Here is a 16,082-nt window from a genome sequence, read left to right on the forward strand (position 1 = left end):
GGTAGCCCTCTCGTCCTGCTCGACAACGACACAGTACGTGGCCTCCGCCAACTCCGACACCCACTTCGGCGGCGCCCCTGGGCGCAATTCATCCGGGTTCGCCGCGGCGTACACGACCTGGACGGCGTCCCCTCTCCCGCAGGCCCATCTTCATGCGGAAGCCTCCCTGCCGTCACCCGCGGAGCGGCACCGGCCTCCTCTTACGGTCCCTCGACACGGCCGCCGTGGCTCACAGGTAGCGCAGCCACAGGTACGGCACGGTCAACGTGATGGTCACCGCCGTGACGATCAGCCCGTACTTGGTGAACTGCCAGAAGCTGATCGGACTGCCGTTGCGGGCGGCGATGCCGAGGATGACCACGTTGGCGGCCGCGCCGACGGCGGTGGCGTTGCCGCCGAGGTCGGCGCCGAAGGCCAGCGCCCACCACAGCACCTGGGCCGGGCCGTTGCCGCCGGCTGCCTGGACCAGTTCGGCGACGATCGGGCTCATCGTGGCGACGTACGGGATGTTGTCCACGATCGCCGACAGCCCGGCCGAGGCCCACAGCAGCCCCATGGTGGTCAGCCCGAGCTGACCTTGCGTCGCCTCGGCCGCAGCCTGCGAGATCTGGCCGATCACGCCGGTCTCCACCAGCGCGCCCACCATGACGAACAGCCCGGCGAAGAACACCAGGGTCGGCCACTCAACCTCGGCGATCGCGTCCTGGGTGGTGACCTTGGTGACGGCCACCAGGATGCCCGCGCCCAGGATGGCCACCACGGACGGCTCGTAGTGCAGCACCGGGTGCAGCACGAACGCGACCATGACCAGGGCAAGCACGGCGAGCGACTGCCACAGCAGCCTCGGGTCGGCGATGGCCTCCCGCTCGTTCAGCGCCATGACCTCCGCCGCCCGCTCGGGGTCGTAGCGGAAGTACTTGCGGAACAAGATCCGGCACATCCCGATGAAGACAATCATGAGGACGACGACCAACGGCGCCATGTGGATGAGGAAGTCGTTGAAGCTCAGCCCGGCGCGGCTGGCGATGATGATGTTCGGCGGGTCGCCGACCAGCGTCGCGGCGCCGCCGATGTTGGAGGCCATCGCCTCGGCGATCAGGAACGGCGCCGCCGGCAGCGCCAGCCGCTCGCACACCAGGAACGTCACCGGCGCGATCAGCAGCACGGTGGTGACGTTGTCCAGCAGCGCGGAAGCGACGGCGGTGATGACCACCAGCAGCACCATCAGCCGGTACGGATACCCCTTGGCGCGTTTGGCGGCCCAGATGGCCAGGTATTCGAAGATCCCGGTCTGTTTGAGCACACCGACGATGACCATCATGCCGAGCAGCAGGAAGATAACGTTCCAGTCGATGCCGGTGTGCTCGTCGAAGAACGCCGCACCGGCGTCGGTGGCGTGGATCAACAGCATGATCCCCGCTCCGCCGAGCGCCGCCACGACACGGTGGATCTTCTCGGTGGCGATCAGCGCGTACGCACCCAGGAAGACCACCACCGCCAGCCACGCGGTGACCGTCACGCGGCCACCGCCCAGTCCAGCAGCGCCTGCAGGGTGACCGCGCCGATCAGCCGCCCGCCCTCGACGACCGCCACCAGTGGACTGCGCGTGCGGGCCATCAACGCCGCCAGCTCCAGCACCGTGGCATCGGGATCGGTGACCGGCAGCTCGCGAGGCTCCCTCGGCAGCGCTTCGCGTACGGTCCGCCCGGACAGCGACCGCAAGAACAGGTCGGCGTGCGCCTCGTCCACCACCCGCGCCAGCGCGGGATCGTCCTGGCAATAGCCCGGTACGGCCAGCCTCAGCACCTGCGTGCCCGGCAGGATGCTCGAGGGCAGCCCCTGCTCGTCGACCACGATGAGGCCGGGCAGATCCTGCTCGGCCAGCAGCCGGGCGGCCTCGACGACGGGGGTGTCCAGAGCGACGGTGGGGAACTCCGTGGCCAGATCGCGCGCACGCATCCGCAAGCCTCTTTTGAGATCGACGACATGACATCGCCGACCAGGCTTCCCGGCACACCTGACACCAACGTATCAATGATCGCCGAACCAGTGGCCACCGCCCTCGGCTGGAACCGGACGACGCCGGGTCGTGGAATCGCCGTGCCCGGGCAAGGGCGTGCCGTGCTATGCCCGCAGGCGGTCAAGGAGGGCGGGCAGCAGTGTGGGGTCCTCGTGCGGGCCGAGATGCCCCAGGCCCGGCACGGCGACCACGTCGGTGCCCAGCAGAGCGCGGGCCGGCCTGCCGATGCGGGCGGGCGGGTAGAAACGATCCTCGGCTCCGGTGGCCACGACCACCGGAGTGCCTGCCCAGCGGCGCACGATGGGTTTGGGCACCGGCGGGGGCGCCAGGCTGGTGCGGCTGTGTCGGGCCACGAGCGTCATCCATTCCGCCAGCCGGTGGTCCGCGCCGGCCATGCCGCGCGTCTGGCCGCTCATGTAGCGCAGCAGGGCCTGACTGCGATCGGTCGTGGCAGCCGCCAGCCAGGGCAGGGTGACGCCGAGCAGAGCGGGGGTCAGTCGGGCTCGGCTCAGTCCGGCCGGGGACGCCAGCACGAGGCCGCTGATCTGCGGTCCAGGTCGCGTCGCCAGGGCCACGGCCGCGCCCAGCGAATGTCCCACCACCACAGCGGGTCCAGCGCTCACCTGGCCGACGACCTCCCCTACCCACCGCCCGTAGGCGGCCAGGCGTCCCGGCCCGGGCCGTTGTGGAGCGCTCAGACCTGGCTGGCCCGGCAGGTCAGCGATGATCACCCGATGGTCTGGCAGCAGGGCATCGGCCACCTCGAGCAGGGTGGCGGCGCAGAAGTTGGTGCCTGGCAGCAGCAGCACGCAGGGGCCGTGCCCGGCGATGACCACCGCCGTGGTCCCCAGGCTGGTCTCCATCGTGCGCATGCGGTGCTCTGTCGTCCAGGAGTCCAGCCGTTCTCGGCACCAGTCGCGGACGCGCCGCTGGCCGGCGGGTGAGACGTAGATGGTCGGGGAAGTCAACAGGAGAGCCTTTCCACGCGGGGACGTCGGGTCAGATCGCCGACCAGGCTTCCCGGCTCACCGGCCACGCGAGGCCGCTTGTCAGCGGCGTGCCCGTGGCGTCCCGCCACCCTGGCAAAGATCGTGGTCGCGCGCAACAGATCCAGCCCGGTCCTGTGCCCGGGCGATCTCGCTGAGTGGCGAAGCATGCCTGCGCTCATGGGCACCCCCTGCGTGATCGATCTTTAGATCGAGGTACGCGGTCGGGATCGAGGCCCTCGGATGGCCCACGGTCGGCAGCCCCTGTCTCCAGGCGGCCTGTGGTGCCTGAACTCCCCTACCACCACACCCATGGGCTACGGGCGATCGGCGGAATTCTTGGCGCTCCCAACTGCGCGCCGTGTTGTGGCGCGAGGGCCTCGCCGACGGCGGGGCCACCTGGCGATGGCAGACGCTGCACCTGCCGTCGTCGGGCACCCGCTACTGAGCCGGGGGCGCCCGATGCGGGCCCCGGCACAGCGGCACCACTCGCCGCCGGTTCAGCCCTTGATGAAGCGTCGGGTCAGGTACCGGCGCACCGGCGGCAGTGCGGCCAGGCGGAGCGGGAGCTGGGTCAGCCACAGCAGCAGCGGGTTGGCGGGCGCGTAGACACCTTTGACCCAGCGGCCGAGCTTCTGTTTCCTATCCACTTCGGGCCGCAGCGCGGCCTCCCACGCGGCGAGGGCGGCGCCGACGTCACCCGGGTGGCGCTCCAGTTCGGTGCCGAGCCGGTCGGCGCCGCCGACGGCCAGAGCGGAGCCGTATCCGGCGAAGAGCGTGACGCACCAGGCGGCGTCGCCGAGCAGGACCACGCGCCCGCGACTCCAGGAGGGGGCCACGACCTGGCTGATGGTGTCGAAGTAGACGGAGTCGGTCCTGTCCAGGCCGTCCAGTGCTTCCGGGATGACCCAGCCGAGGTCGCTGTAGACGCGGCGCAGTTGCGTGGCCGCGTCCTCGCCCGGGACCGCGTGGCTGGTGCGGTAGCCGAAGAAGGCGACGTTGCGGCCGTCACCGACGCTGATCACCGCGACGGTACGGCCGCCGGACGACAGGGTGCCGGTGGTGCCGGGGGCGATGGCGGCCGGGCGCTTGTCGAGCATGTAGACGGCGACCTTGTGCTCAAGGTCGAGCAGGAAGTCGCGCTCGGGGCCGAAGAGCAGGGCGCGGGTGGCCGAGTGCAGGCCGTCGGCGCCGATGAGCAGATCCGCGTGCTCGACGCTGCCGTCGCTCAGGGTCACATGGACGGCGTGGGCGTCCTGGTCGACGGCGGTGATGGTGGTGCCGAAGCGGATCTCGGCGGTGTCGCAGACCTTGTCGTACAGGACAGTTTCGATGTCGCCGCGCAGGATGTTCATCGAGCGGGGGCCCATGGTCGCGGCGATCGTCTCGCGGTTCAGGGAGAACCGACGCCGGCCGTCGGGGCGGTGGTAGACGAGCTCCTCGGTGACGAAGGCCTTCGTCTCCAGGTCGGGCAGGATGCCCATCCGCTCGGCGGCGTCGTAGCCGATGCCGCCGAAGGTGACGGCGTAGCCGCCGCTGCGGCGCTGCGGAGCGCGTTCGACGATGAGGCTGTCCCAGCCGATCTGGGACAACCGGAGGGCGGTGGCCAGGCCGGCGATGCCGGCTCCGATGATGACGGCGCGCATAAAGGTTCCTTGCTGAAGCTGGTGGGGGTCAGAGCTGTTCGAGGACGCGCCGCTCGGCGGCGGGGTCGAGCCAGGTGTCGGGTGAAGGGGCGTCGGGGCGCGGCTGTGGGTCGCCTTCGGCCTGCAGCCAGGCCCACGTGGCGGCGAGCGTTTCCCGCAGCGGTCGGCAGGTCAGGCCGACGGCGAGAGCGGCGCCGACGTCGGCGTCGTGGATACCGGTGGGCGCCGGGTCGTGCGGGTAGCGCAGGCCGAACTCCATCCCCAGCGCGAAGCCCTCTTCTCGGAGCAGGTCCGGCGGCGCCCACAGCAGCCGGGCGTCGAACCCGGTCACCTCCAGCGCTGTCTGCAGCAGTTCGCCGATCGTGACAGCGCCGGGCGGTCCGGCGACGTTGAACGTGCCGCCGACGCCGTTCTCGGCCGACCTCAGCATCCAGACGGCCAGATCCATGGCATCGATGAACTGCAGCGGCGCATCGGCGGGACCGGGCGCCACCACCGGCCCGCCCTTTTCCAGGCGGCGCAGCCACCATGGGATGCGGCCGACGTCTTCGTACGGGCCGAGGATCATGCCGGCCCTGGCCAGCAGGGCACGCTCGCCGAATGCCTCGAGGGCGGCCAGTTCCCCGCCTCGCTTGGCGGCCGCGTAGTCGGCGGCGTCCTCGCTCGCCGCCTCGCCGTCCACGAGCGGAGCGCTCTCGTCAGCGGCGGGCGGCCAGGGCCAGCGGTAGACGCCGCGGCTGGAGACGTAGCCGTAGTGCCCGGCTCGGTCGGCCAGCAGGCGGGCGCTGTCGCGGACCACGCGCGGTGCCCAGGCCCAGGTGTCGATGACGGCATCCCACTCCTGCCGGCCCAGCGCGGCCCGGACCGCCTTGGGGTCGGTGCGGTCGGCGATCAACGCCCGGGCGCCGGGCGCCGGCCCCCGGCTGAGGCCGCGGTTGAGCGTGGTGACCTCGTCGCCGCGCTCCAGCGCGGTCTCCACGACGGCGCGGCCGACGTGGTGGGTTCCGCCGAGGACCAGCAGTTTCATGACGCTCCAGACAAGACGGGAAGCCAGATGGCGGAGGGACGGTCCCGATCGTGGAAGATCTCGTGGCTGGATGAGCGCAGCTCGCGTGATGTGGCGAGAGGGTCGCCGGTGCCGGGGTTGCGGCCGAAGCGGGGATGGGCGCCGCTGGAGACCTGTAACCGGATCCGATGGCCACGTGCGAAGCGGTGGGCCAGCGGCCACAGGTCGATGTCGGCGGTCCGGACGTCGCCGGGCTGGCTGAGACGGACGATGCCGTCGCACAGGTTGGTCGAACGGCCACCGGGTGACACGTCGCACAAGCGGGCGAAGTAGTCGACGTGCGGAAGGGACGAGCGGGCGTACAGGCGGGCTCTGACCGGGCCGATGACGTCGATGTCGTGCGGCAGCGGATCGGAGGTGAAGGTGAGGACGTCCGGCCTGGCCTCGATGCGGCGGTTGTCCTTGCGGCCGGCGGACAGGCCGACCGCGGTGCCGCCGACCGTGGGAGTCGGGTCGCCGGGGTCGTAGCGGTAGCGGCTGGGGTGTACGCCTTCTGTGGCGGGTTCAGCGCTGAGCCGTCCGCCGGAGTGCAGGTGCCAGGAGGTCGGCTCATGCGAGGGCGGCCATTCGGGCAGCTCCTGCCAGCGGTCCGCGCCCGTGATGAACAACCGCACCCCCGACGGCGGTTGCCCGCCCAGCAGCGCGGCGTCCAACGCGGCCAGCGCGTCGCGCATGCCGTGACGGGTGTAGAGGCCCTTGCCGTGCCCCCATGGCCCGATCAGCAGCCTCACCTGGCGTCCCGCGGCCCGCAGCGCGGCGTAGTCGGCCAGCATGCCCGGCAGGAAGAAGTCGTCCCAGCCGCCTTGCAAGTGTACGGCGGGCGGCATGCGAGCGACGTTCGCACGGTGGTCCGTGCGGGCCCAATAGGCCTCGTCCGGGCCGTGCTCGATCCACTCACCGAACCAGGGGACGCGGTGTCCGGTCAGCACCAGGTCGGCCTCGTTCAGCGGAAGCGCCAGAGTAGCGTCGCGGAGCTTACGAGCGGCAGTGATCATGCTGAGCAGTTGCCGGGTGACGGAGTAGCCGCTGGTGAACATCCGGTCCACGAGCTGGACCCAGCCCAGGGCGTTGCCCAGCGCGAAAGCCCCGCCCGGGTACATGAAGCGGTGGGCGAACTCGGCCGGGGCGTCCTGGATGACGGCGATCTTCCACTCGGGGATCTCACGGGCGGCCAGTTCCCACTGCGCGTAGCCGAGGTAGCTGGCTCCCCAGGTGGCCAGCACGCCGCCGAACCACGGCTGGGCGCGCAGCCAGCTCAGCGTGCCGTCGGCGTCGGCCGGGTCGATGGTGAAGCCGTCGAAGCGGCCGCCGGAGCCGGCCGTGCCGCGCAGGCTCTGGTACAGCACCTGGTAGCCGCGTTCGGCCAGCAGTTTCGGCAGCTGGTCCAGCGCGTTGCCGCGGCCGTACGGGCTGCGCAACAGCACCAGCGGCGCCTTGTCCACATCGGCCGGGTAGTAGTGGCTGGCCAGAAGCCGCACCCCATCGGCGGCGGGGATCTCGACGTCGCGCCGCAGGCGCACCGGGTGCCGGATGGCGGGAAGCACATCGAACAGGCGGCTGAGCAGGGTCATCGCCGGTCATCTCCTTGATGGACGGAGCGGATGTCACATCGCCGACCAGGCTTCCCGGCACACCATCGGCGCTCCATACGGCGGAACCCGATACACGCAACATAGCGAATTTTCAGAAACTTCTGAAGCACTCGCGTGATTCGATATCCTGCGCTCGTGAGCGACAGACAAGACCGGTGGCAGGTCGCCGAACATCTCGCCCTGACCCTGGCCGACGGCGGACTGCAGCGCATGGCCGCGCGCACCCTGGCCGTCTTCCTCTTCACCGACCAGCAGAGCGTCACCGCGGGCGAGATCGCCGAACGGCTCGACGCCAGCGCCGGCTCGGTCTCCGCGGCGGTGAAATCACTGCTGTCGGTCGGCCTGATCGAACGCCTGCCCGCTCCCGGCAGCCGCCGCGAGCACTACCGTCTCCGTGACGACGCCTGGGCCACCCTTTTCACCAGCCAGAACACCGTCATCCAGATCATGCTCCAAGCCGCGCAGACCGGCATCGACACCACCCCGGCCGACGACCCCGCCCACCGGCGGCTGACCCAGATGCGCGACTTCTACCACTTCCTGCTGAGCGAGATACCCGCCCTGCTCGAACGCTGGCAGCACCACCAGCACAGCTCACTCCAGTGATCACGCTGTTCCGCGGCCAGCCCGGCCGAACTCAGCTCGCAGGCCACAGCGTGAGCGGCAGCGGGTAGCGGCGGGCGTCCATGGAGCCACGCTGCCGAAGTCGGCTCACTTGTAGGCTCTGCCCGCACCGTCCGATTCGTCATAGGCTGCACTCAGGTGAGCCGGGAAGTCTGGTCGGCACGTCCCATTGGCGGCGGTGGCGGTCCAGGTGGTCGGCGTCGTGTTCGCCGATGAGGCGGCCGTGGTGGAGGATGCCGATGCGGGTGGCCAGGCGGGCGCACATCCTTCTGGGCAAAGCGGATAAGGACCCGCCGACCAGACTTCCCGGCACACCTCCGGACAACTTATCAAGAACCGCCAAGATCACAACGACAGCATCTCCGCCTCCACGTAAGAAAGCTTCCGTGATCGTCCCTTGATGTCCGTGTCACGAAACCATCCAGCAGCCCGGACCACTACCAAGGCCGACAGTCTGGTGCCGAGAGTTCCGCACTGTTAACGTCGGCGATGGTGCGCCGGGAAGCCTGGTCGGCAACATCGCCCCACCCGGGAGGATGCAATGCCCGGCTTGACCATCCCTGCGGCTGTCGCCCATCGGCGCTGGTCCAGCCCACGCACCATCATGGCCGTTCTCTCATTCATAGTCGGGTGCGCCGCCGGCGTGCCGGCCACCGGCGTGCTTGTCGACGCACTGCACGACTACCGGGCCACACACCGCCAAATCGTCGCGCAGGTGGTGGAGGAGCATGCCATCGTCGCGAGGGTGACGTGGCCGGACGAGGTCGGCGTGAAACGGAGCGGCACGGTACGGCAGCCGCTCGATCACCTTTCCGACGGTCAAGCCCGGATCTGGCACCAGCAGGGGAGATTGACGCCGCGACCGCTCGGCCCTGTGGACATCTGCTTCGCCTTCCTGCTTGCCGGCTTCTTCACAGGCTGGCCGACATGGGTGGCGTTGTCGCACCTTCACAACTGGCGGGTCGCCAAGACAGCGGTAGCGGAACTGGACGAGCAGTGGCGCGCCATGAACAGTGGAGGTCGATCGCCACCAGACCTGCGCCTGTAGCAGCGGCATGGAGCCACTCACGCTCGGGTTCCCTACAAGGAGGCGCATGGGTGGTTCCGTTCGCTGGCGACCTTTGAAAAGATCCGCACGCGCTGTCCGATCCCGCTATACGTTCGCTGCCGCTACCTCTTTGGATGCCGCACGTCGCGGCATATTGCGGCCCGGTGGTTTTCTCCTGTCCCAGGGCATGGCCAGGACGAGGAACGGGATCACCAGGACCGAGCTCATGGCCCACCACGAGTGGTGGTGGGCCCAATCGGCGTAGTTGAACTGGGTGAGGTAGATGTAGCCGAGCCCCGCCCACACAGCGCAGGCCGTCAGCGCCGTCTGGCTCCACCGGGTCGGGCGCGCGATCAGGAAAGGAACGAACCACAACAGGTATTGGGCGCCCAGCCGCGGCGTCACCACCATGAAGGCCAACAGCATCGCAGAGGTGAGGTCCACCGGGTCGCCGCGGCGCCACAGCCAGAAGGCCGCGATCAGCACGCTATAGATGAACACCTGGCCGACCGTCGCGTAGGCCGGTTCCAAGGCCCAGTTGCCACCCGTCAACCAGGCCGTCCAACCCCACTCGCCGACGATGGGCCGGACCCATCGCAGCATCGCCACCACATCAGGCAGGCGCGAGACAGGCGTGCCGGCCCCCAGCGGGAGTGTGACCAAGAACAGCAGGGGAAGCGCGCCGGAGGCCAGGAGCGCGATGAGTCGTCCCCGCCACGTCGTGAGCATCATCAGCACGACGGGCAGCAGGACGATGGGCCAGCTCTTGGCGGACAGGGCCAGCCCGAACAAGACCCCGGCGGCCAGCCCGCGGTCGGAGCGCGCCGCGAGGTAGGCGCCGACCAGGAACACCAGGGAGACCGGCTCCACTTGCCCGTGGATGGAGGCGACCATCACGGCAAGAGGGCAGCAGGCGTACTGGAAGCGTCGCAGCGCTTCGTGCCGGCCGCCTGCGAGCTTGCCGACCAGAATGACCAAGCCGACATCGGCCACGACGGTGACGAGCCGCCCGCCGACCTCCCAGGGGATGCCGGCGGCCAGCGTGGCGGCGTAGGCGTAGGGGATCATGGGCAAGAACCGCCATGATCCGTCGGTGGACAGCACCGGGTCCTCATACCGCAGGATGGCCTCTCCGGCCGGTCGGAAGCTTTGCACGAAGTCGACCGGCTGCCAGTCCCCGGCGGCGGCGATGATCAGGACGGCCACACGCAGGCTCACGGCCACGAGCAGAGTCGTGCGCAGCGAGAGGCGCCAGCGGTACCGCTGTGCGGCGATCGCGAGGGCGAGCCCTGCGGCAAGCAGGAGCGCAGTGAGAATCGGCTGGTTCACGCGATGCCGCCCAGCATGGGGGCGGAAATGGGGCACATGGTGATCTGCATTTCGTCTTGTCGGGAGCTCTGCCATGACGCCGACCAGACTTCCCGGCACACCATGTACGCCCTTGGGGACATACGTCAGGGCAGCTTACAGAACCGCGCGGGTCACGTCAGCCGCGCGGGTCCGGGTCTCGCGGCAGGCTGTCAGGTGAGGCGCACGCGGGTTACAGTTGCCTCGGTGCGCCGGGAAGTCTGGTCGGCAATCAGTTGCCGATCTCCCCCTGGAGGCCACACGTGACGAGTCGCCCATGGATGAGTCAGGAGGGTGCGGCTCGATCGATGGCTGCCTGGCCCTTCGTCATGATGGGCGTGGTGGCGGTCGTGGATGTCCTGGCCGGGCCTCAGTACGGCTACCTGTCGCTGCTTGCCCTGGGCCCCGCGTTCGCGAGTCTGGTCGGACGGGTCCGCCGGACGATTTTCATCGGACTTGTGGCCTTGGCGCTTTCGCTGCTGCTGAGCGTCTATGACGAACTGATCGGAACGCGCCAGGGCTATCTGAGCCTGATCTCCATCGTGGGCGTGACGGCCGCCGGTGTCCTGGCCGCGATAGGACGCCAGCAGCGTGAGGAGGAACTGGCCAGCGTCCGGTCGGTGGCCGAGGTGGCACAGCGGGTACTGCTACGCCCGGTGCCGCGCCGTGCCGGGCACCTGCGGGTCGCCGTCTCCTACACCTCCGCCAACGCCGAGGCCCGCATCGGCGGAGACCTGTACGAGGTGGTGACGGGCCCGACCGGGGTACGCGTCATCGTCGGGGACGTGCAAGGCAAAGGCTTGGAAGCGGTCGAGAGCGCGGCGACCGTGCTCGGCGCATTCCGCGAGGCCGCTCACGACGAAGCCGATCTGCCCGGCGTCAGCGAACGCCTGGAAAGAGCGCTGAACCGGCGGCTGTCCGGCGAGGAGTTCGTGACCGCGATCGTCGCCGAAGCCGCCGATGAGACCTTGACGCTGCTCAACTACGGTCATCCGGCTCCGCTGCTGCTACGCGCCGACGGGAAGGTCGTCCCTGCCGAACCGGACGCCTACGCCGCGCCACTCGGCCTGTCCGAACTTCAGGCACAGCGGCCGCAACCGCACCGGATCCCCTTCCAACCCGGCGATCAGATCCTCCTCTACACCGACGGGGTGATCGAGGCTCGCGACCGAAGAGGGCGCTTTTACCCGCTTGCCGAACGCCTGCATCTGCTGGACGGCGATGACCCTGAGGAGGCGTTGGAGAAGCTGCGCCTGGATCTTGTGGCCCATGTTGACGGACCATTGCAGGACGATGCCGCCATGTTGCTCCTACGCTGCAGGGAAATCTGAACCCCGTCACCCTTTCGTCGTGGCGTCGGTGTCCCTTGAGCCAATTCCACAGGCAATTCGGGCTTTTTTGGATGTCTTGTGCGCTGCGCGGGAACTCGGCGGCATCATGCTCGGCCCCGTTCGAGTGGGTTATGGCCTGCACGTCTCCTCGCGACAGCGGGAGGCGAGCACACATGGAGGGCATATGTTCCCAAAACCCGCGTGAGGGTGAATTGCCCTGGTATGGTGTGCGCGGTGCGCCGGGAAGTCTGGTCGGCAATGTCTCAATTCATCCGGCCAGAAAGGCACTCGTGACAAGCACCTCCTTCGGCACGACACGTCGTTTTCGCGCCTACAGTGGAAAGCACCTGGACGACCTCACTCGACGTGCGGGCCTCGGCACAGAGGAACGCCTTGCGGTGCGTGCGGTGGCGACCGTGCTTCCCTTTCGCGTCAACGCCTACGTTCTCGACGAGCTGATCGATTGGTCGGCGGCGCCCGGCGACCCGATTTACCGGCTGGTGTTCCCGCAGCCGGACATGCTGCCTGCGCAGGACGTCGCGCGGCTGGCCGGCCTGATCAGACGTGAGGCGCCGCAGGCGGAGCCAGCGAGATCCGGGCTCGCCTCAACCCGCACCCCGCCGGACAACTCCAGCTCAACGTGCCGAGCATGGATGAGGAGCCGGTCAACGGAGTACAGCACAAGTATCCCGAGACCGCGCTGGTGTTTCCGAAGCAGGGACAGACCTGCCACGCGTACTGCACCTACTGCTTCCGGTGGGCCCAGTTCGTGGGTGAGCCGGATCTGAAAATGGCCACCGGCGAGATCGATCGCATCATCGCCTATGTTCGTGCCCATCCCCAGATCACCAGCGTCCTGTTGACCGGCGGCGATCCGATGATCATGGGCGAGCCGGTGCTGCGGCGCTACATCGAGCCGCTCCTGGAGCTGGAGCAGATCGAATCGGTGCGCATCGGCACCAAGTCCTTGGCCTACTGGCCACAGCGCTTCGTCAGCGATCCCGATGCCGACGACACCCTGCGCCTGTTCGAACGTGTGGTGGCCGCCGGCAAGACGCTCGCCTTCCAAGCGCACTTCTCCCATCCTCGCGAGTTGGAGCCGGAGCTGGTCGGCCACGCCGTCCAGCGCATTGCGGGCACCGGCGCGGTCATCCGCACGCAGGCGCCGCTGATCAGGGGCATCAACGACGAGCCGGGCACCTGGGCGGCCATGTGGCGGCGCCAGCACGTGATGGGCATGGTGCCGTACTACATGTTCGTGGAGCGCGACACCGGTCCGCAGGACTACTTCGCCGTCCCGCTGGCCAGGGCGTTCGAGGTTTTCCGGGATGCTTATGCGTCGGTGTCGGGGCTGTGCCGGACAGTACGGGGCCCGTCGATGTCGGCCACTCCCGGCAAGGTGTGCGTCGACGGCGTGGCAGAGGTCGGCGGTCGCCAGGTGTTCGTGCTGCACCTCCTCCAGGCTCGCGATCCGGCACTGGTGGGCAGGCCGTTCTTCGCCGACTACGACCCCCATGCGCTGTGGCTGTCGGATCTGCGACCGGCATTCGCCGAACGGTTCCCATGGCAGGCATGAGCCCGGCCATGGCCGAGAGCCGGAGCAGCCGCCTGGTACGACGGGATGATCTCCGAGCATAGCCATCTCGCCCCTGCACTCAGCCGACGATCAGGTATTCCTTGGGCAGCGGCGCTGACCGGTCTTGAGACGGGGACATCAAGGTCGTCCACTCGCCGGGAAGTCGCAGTCCATTGCTGCCCGGGACTGCCCGGGGAGTGGGAGACCAACACGGCTTAAGTAAGAACCGCCCATCGGCGCTGGACCGCCTCCTGACAGACCTGGCCTGTCAGCCGGCACGGCGGACCGTGCGGCGCACGGCCAGGCCGCAGAGAGCGCCGACGCGAGCGTCAGCGCCTCCCCACACCTCGTCCGCAGAACTGCACCGGCCCACTCGCCCAGCCCTTGTAATGTGGCCGGCGTGGCCCATAGGTAGCGCAGCCATAGGTACGGCACACACAACGCGATAGTGACCACGGTCACCACCAGGCCATACTTGGTGAACTGCCAGAAATTGATCGGCGTGCCGTTGCGGGCCGCGATGCCCAGGATGACCACATTGGAGCCCGGCGGAGGCCCACAGCAGGCCCATCGTGGTGAGCCCGAGCTGTCCCTGGGTGGCCTCGGCCGCGGCCCGTGAGATCTGGCCGATCACGCCGGTCTCCACCAGCGCGCCCACCATCACGAACAGCCCGGCGAAGAACACCAGGGTCGGCCACTCCACCTCGCCGATCGCGCCCCGCGTGGTGACCTTCGTGACGGCCACCAGGATGCCCGCGCCCAAGATGGCCACCACCGACGGCTCGTAGTGCAGCACAGGGTGCAGCACGAACGCCGCCATCGCCAGGGCCAGCACCGCCAGGCTCTGCCACAGCAGCCGCCGGTCCGCGATGGCCTCGCGCTCGTCCAGCGCCATCACCTCCGCCGCCCGTTCGGGGTCGTAGCGGAAGAACTTGCGGAACAGGATCCGGCACATCCCGATGAAGACGACCATAAGAATGATCACGAGTGGCGTCATGTGGATGAGGAAGTCGTTGAAGCTCAGTCCGGCGCGGCTCGCGATGATGACGTTCGGCGGGTCGCCGACCAGCGTGGCGGCGCCGCCGATGTTGGAGGCCATCGCCTCGGCGATCAGAAACGGCGCCGCCGGCAGCGCCAGCCGCTCGCACACCAGGAACGTCACCGGCGCGATCAGCAGCACGGTGGTGAGGTTGCCCAGCAGCGCCGAGGCGATCGCAGTGATCACCACCAGCAGCACCATCAACCGGTCCGGACACCCCTTGGCGCGTTTGACCGCCCCGATCGCCAAGTACTCGAAGATCCCGGTCAGTTTCAGCACGCCGACGATGACCATCATCCCGAGCAGCAGGAAGATGACGTTCCAATCGATGCCTGTCAACTCAGAGAAGAAGGCCGCTTCGGCGTCGGTGGCGTGGATCAGCAGCATGATCCCCGCTCCGCCGAGCGCCGCCACGACACGGTGGATCTTCTCGGTGGCGATCAGCGCGTACGCGGCCAAGAAGACCGCCACCGCCGCCCATGCGGTGACGGTCACGCGGCCACCGCCCAGTCCAGCAGCGCCTGGAGCGTCACGGCGCCCAGCAGCCGCCCATCGTCCACCACCGCCACGAGCGGGCTGCGAGTGCGAGCCATCAGCGCCGCCCCGGGGTGGTCCTGTCGGTGGTGTCGAGGTGCTGCGTCATCATGGCTTGTCCGGACGTCCAGCCGCCGTCCACCGTGATTTCCGCGCCGGTCATGTACGAGGCCGCGTCCGAGATGAGGAAGGACACCGCCTCGCCGATCTCCTCCGGGACGCCGATCCGGCCCAGCGGGGCCAGCGGGAAGTTGCCTTCTCCCAACTGCGCGTTACGCTCCATGGTCATCGGGGTGTAGATGACGCCCGGGTTGACGGCGTTGACTCGAATCCGGTGGCGGCCCAGCTCCGCCGCGGCGATCTTGGTCAGGCCGCGGACGCCCCACTTGGACGCCCCGTACCCCGAGACCCCAGGAAGCCCGATCAGTCCCGAAATGGAGGCGATGTTGACGATCGAGCCGCCGCCGGCCGCCCGCATCGCTTCGATGACCGCCTTCAACCCGAGGAACACCCCGGTCAGGTTGACCTTCAGCACCCGTTCGAACTGCTCCAGCGTCTCGCTCTCGAGAGGTGCCCCCGCGGCGATCCCGGCGTTGTTGACCAGGCCGTCCACCCGGCCGTAGCGCTCGACGGTCGCCTCAACCACGCTCTTCCAGTCATCCTCGCTGGTCACGTCGTGACGGAGGAACAGGCCCCCGATCGCGGAGGCGGTCTTCGCACCCTGTTCGTCGAGCAGGTCGGTGACTACCACCTTGGCTTCGTCCCGAGCCATGCGGGCGGCCACGGCCGCACCGATCCCGCGGGCGCCACCCGTCACGATCACTACCTTCTCCTGCAGGCCAGACATGCTCGTCCCTTCCTGTTGTGTCGATTCGTTGAGCTGAGTCAGCGGCGCAGCCGGACAGCCGCGGCTGCGGCCTCGCGCAGCTCCTCGGGGGGCTCAGGGCGGAGTACCGCGACCAGTCCGTCGTCGTCCTCCTGGTCGAAGACCTCTGGCGCGGTGAGCGTGCACATGCCGGCGCTGATGCAGGCGGTGGTGTCCGCGGTGATCCGCATGCTCGGCCTACCAGGTGACGGGCAACTCGTGGATGCCGTACGCGAGATTGCCGTGCTTGTAGGGCAGATCGTCCACCGGCACGGCGACCCGCAGGGTGGGGATGCGCCTGAACAGGGTGGAGAAGGCGATCTCCAGCTCCGCCCGGGCGAGGTTCTGCCCGAGGCACTGGTGCACGCCGTAGCCGAAGGCGACGTGGTGCCGGTTGCCGCGGTGAAC

14 protein-coding genes and 1 pseudogene are annotated in these 16,082 nt (G+C 68.9%); 4 read left to right on the plus strand and 11 right to left on the minus strand.

Translation table 11 applies throughout. From position 1 onward, the window contains the following. Positions 1-229: 229 nt before the first annotated feature. The 6 genes from ID574_RS56665 to ID574_RS56690 form a co-directional block, all read right to left on the minus strand. Complete coding sequence (locus ID574_RS56665; protein WP_188197385.1) at positions 230-1,519, minus strand: ArsB/NhaD family transporter; 1,290 nt, start codon at positions 1,517-1,519, stop codon at positions 230-232. Continuing rightward, positions 1,516-1,959 carry a CBS domain-containing protein gene (locus tag ID574_RS56670; RefSeq protein WP_188197386.1) on the minus strand — a complete coding sequence of 148 codons (444 nt, stop codon included), beginning with the start codon at positions 1,957-1,959 and terminating at the stop codon, positions 1,516-1,518. Before ID574_RS56670 ends, ID574_RS56665 begins: the two co-directional genes overlap by 4 nt. Before the next feature lie 165 nt (positions 1,960-2,124). Next, a complete protein-coding gene (locus tag ID574_RS56675) occupies positions 2,125-2,988 on the minus strand; it encodes an alpha/beta fold hydrolase (RefSeq protein ID WP_188197387.1) in 864 nt (287 codons plus the stop codon). A 518-nt stretch (positions 2,989-3,506) separates the two neighbouring features. Further along, positions 3,507-4,652, minus strand: coding sequence for an FAD-dependent oxidoreductase (locus tag ID574_RS56680; protein ID WP_188197388.1), 1,146 nt, complete (start codon positions 4,650-4,652; stop codon positions 3,507-3,509). 28 nt (positions 4,653-4,680) lie between these two features. Next, entirely contained in the window at positions 4,681-5,679 is a 999-nt protein-coding gene (locus tag ID574_RS56685) for an NAD-dependent epimerase/dehydratase family protein (RefSeq protein WP_188197389.1), read from the minus strand. Beyond that, positions 5,676-7,289, minus strand: a complete 1,614-nt coding sequence (locus ID574_RS56690; protein WP_188197390.1) for a CocE/NonD family hydrolase — start codon at positions 7,287-7,289, stop codon at positions 5,676-5,678. Before ID574_RS56690 ends, ID574_RS56685 begins: the two co-directional genes overlap by 4 nt. Positions 7,290-7,445: 156 nt before the next feature. Here ID574_RS56690 and ID574_RS56695 point away from each other — a divergent pair, with 156 nt between their 5' ends. Further along, entirely contained in the window at positions 7,446-7,916 is a 471-nt protein-coding gene (locus ID574_RS56695) for a GbsR/MarR family transcriptional regulator (protein ID WP_223168127.1), read from the plus strand. Between the two features lie 568 nt (positions 7,917-8,484). Further along, the gene (locus tag ID574_RS56700; protein WP_188197391.1) at positions 8,485-8,982 is read left to right on the plus strand and encodes a hypothetical protein; all 498 of its coding nucleotides are present in this window, start codon (positions 8,485-8,487) and stop codon (positions 8,980-8,982) included. Between the two features lie 105 nt (positions 8,983-9,087). Here the strand turns inward: ID574_RS56700 and ID574_RS56705 are convergent, their stop codons facing one another. Beyond that, positions 9,088-10,311 (minus strand): glycosyltransferase 87 family protein, encoded by a 1,224-nt coding sequence (locus ID574_RS56705; protein WP_188197392.1) that lies wholly within the window; start codon positions 10,309-10,311, stop codon positions 9,088-9,090. 326 nt (positions 10,312-10,637) lie between these two features. Between ID574_RS56705 and ID574_RS56710 the strand changes: the two genes are divergently transcribed. Further along, positions 10,638-11,660 (plus strand): PP2C family protein-serine/threonine phosphatase, encoded by a 1,023-nt coding sequence (locus ID574_RS56710; protein WP_223168128.1) that lies wholly within the window; start codon positions 10,638-10,640, stop codon positions 11,658-11,660. Between the two features lie 347 nt (positions 11,661-12,007). Next, positions 12,008-13,236 (plus strand): annotated as a pseudogene (locus ID574_RS56715) (KamA family radical SAM protein). A gap of 268 nt (positions 13,237-13,504) precedes the next feature. On the opposite strand, the gene ID574_RS56720 reads toward ID574_RS56715, so the two are convergent. The 4 genes from ID574_RS56720 to ID574_RS56735 form a co-directional block, all read right to left on the minus strand. Continuing rightward, complete coding sequence (locus tag ID574_RS56720) at positions 13,505-14,770, minus strand: ArsB/NhaD family transporter (protein WP_336245669.1); 1,266 nt, start codon at positions 14,768-14,770, stop codon at positions 13,505-13,507. 97 nt (positions 14,771-14,867) lie between these two features. Next, complete coding sequence (locus ID574_RS56725) at positions 14,868-15,656, minus strand: glucose 1-dehydrogenase (RefSeq protein ID WP_188197393.1); 789 nt, start codon at positions 15,654-15,656, stop codon at positions 14,868-14,870. A 38-nt stretch (positions 15,657-15,694) separates the two neighbouring features. Further along, the gene (locus tag ID574_RS56730) at positions 15,695-15,865 is read right to left on the minus strand and encodes a ferredoxin (RefSeq protein WP_188197394.1); all 171 of its coding nucleotides are present in this window, start codon (positions 15,863-15,865) and stop codon (positions 15,695-15,697) included. A 7-nt stretch (positions 15,866-15,872) separates the two neighbouring features. Beyond that, a partial coding sequence (locus ID574_RS56735) for a cytochrome P450 (RefSeq protein WP_188197395.1) occupies positions 15,873-16,082 on the minus strand: 210 nt, incomplete at its 5' end.

The sequence above is a fragment of the Nonomuraea sp. SYSU D8015 genome, assembly GCF_008065375.1.
Lineage (GTDB): Bacteria > Actinomycetota > Actinomycetes > Streptosporangiales > Streptosporangiaceae > Nonomuraea.

Excerpts from the sequence above, each read along its gene's own strand:
- ID574_RS56670 (WP_188197386.1), bottom strand. The coding sequence starts at position 1,959 with ATGCGTGCGCGCGATCTGGCCACGGAGTTCCCCACCGTCGCTCTGGAC.
- ID574_RS56680 (WP_188197388.1), bottom strand. The coding sequence starts at position 4,652 with ATGCGCGCCGTCATCATCGGAGCCGGCATCGCCGGCCTGGCCACCGCC.
- ID574_RS56685 (WP_188197389.1), bottom strand. The coding sequence starts at position 5,679 with ATGAAACTGCTGGTCCTCGGCGGAACCCACCACGTCGGCCGCGCCGTC.
- ID574_RS56690 (WP_188197390.1), bottom strand. The coding sequence starts at position 7,289 with ATGACCCTGCTCAGCCGCCTGTTCGATGTGCTTCCCGCCATCCGGCAC.
- ID574_RS56710 (WP_223168128.1), top strand. The coding sequence starts at position 10,638 with ATGGCTGCCTGGCCCTTCGTCATGATGGGCGTGGTGGCGGTCGTGGAT.
- ID574_RS56725 (WP_188197393.1), bottom strand. The coding sequence starts at position 15,656 with ATGTCTGGCCTGCAGGAGAAGGTAGTGATCGTGACGGGTGGCGCCCGC.
- ID574_RS56730 (WP_188197394.1), bottom strand. The coding sequence starts at position 15,865 with ATGCGGATCACCGCGGACACCACCGCCTGCATCAGCGCCGGCATGTGC.